Here is a 1,160-nt window from a genome sequence, read left to right on the forward strand (position 1 = left end):
GTGGCCGTGTACGTGATCAACGGCTTGCCGTCCGCGTCCAACGCCTGGCCGCCGATCGCCGTCGTGCCGTTGGCCGTGGCCTGCGCGCCCGATCCATACGCTGCACTGTTCTGGCCCGACGCGACTGCACCGTAACCGGTCGAGGTCGCGAACTGCTGCGTCGCTACCGCGCCCGATCCGAATGCGCTGGCACCTGTCGCACCGGCATAGGCGCCCTGGCCTGCTGCCGTCGTGTAGTCGCCGCTGGCAAGGCTGCCGGCGCCGAACGTCGACGCGCCGGTGCCGGTGGCAATCGCGCCGTGACCGTTCGCAGTGGATTCGTCACCCGTGACTGCACTGCTTTCGCCGGTGGCCGTCGATCCCGCGCCCGTCACGGTGCTGTTTGCACCGACCGCCGTGCTATTGGCGCCATCAATCGTCGAGGCACCGCCGAGGCCCGTACTGTTATCGCCCGAGATGGACGTGTTCGCGCCATAGGCGGAGGCGCTCTGGCCCCAGACGAACGAGTTGGTTCCGACCGTCGTGCTCTGCCCACCGATCGCCGCGCTGCGATAACCGACCGCGACCGCATCGACGTCGAGCGCGCCGGCCACCGCACCGACCGCCGTGGCATTGAGATGATCTGCCGTGCTCGACCAGCCGACAGACGTCGTGTAGTCCGCCGTGCCCCAAGCGCCATTGCCGAAGGCCGATGCGCCGATGCCGCTGGCGATCGTGGGAACGAAGCCGCCGTACGCCGAACCGCCGACTGCCACGCTTTCCTCACCCGTGGCCTGCGACGTCTCGCCGACCGCGACGCTGCTCACGCCGGTGGCGGCACTCTGTGTACCGACGGCCGTGGAGTAATCGCCAATCGCATTGGCGACCGCACCGACCGCTGTCGCTTGCGCACCGCTGGCGTAGGCACCGACACCGAAGGCCGACGACGCGAAGCCGTTGGCTTGCGCACTCGCACCCACCGCCGTGCCACCGACGGCCGCCGTCGTGGCGGCCGTATCCACCGGCACGCCCTGGTTGGTGATGAGCGGATCGCCGTCTTCATTCACCGCCACGCCACCGACCGCGACGCTGCCCGGACCGTTGGCCTGTGCACCCGCGCCGTACGCTGCACTGTTCTGTCCCGTCGCGACACTGCCGTAACCGGTGGCCGTCGCATTCGT

At 69.4% G+C, this 1,160-nt stretch carries 1 pseudogene; it reads right to left on the reverse strand.

Features of this window, described 5'->3' with window-relative positions:
- Positions 1 to 1,160, reverse strand: a pseudogene (locus BT115_RS18205) (hypothetical protein); the annotation flags it as partial.

The organism is Luteibacter sp. UNCMF366Tsu5.1 (assembly GCF_900119235.1).
Lineage (GTDB): Bacteria > Pseudomonadota > Gammaproteobacteria > Xanthomonadales > Rhodanobacteraceae > Luteibacter > Luteibacter flocculans.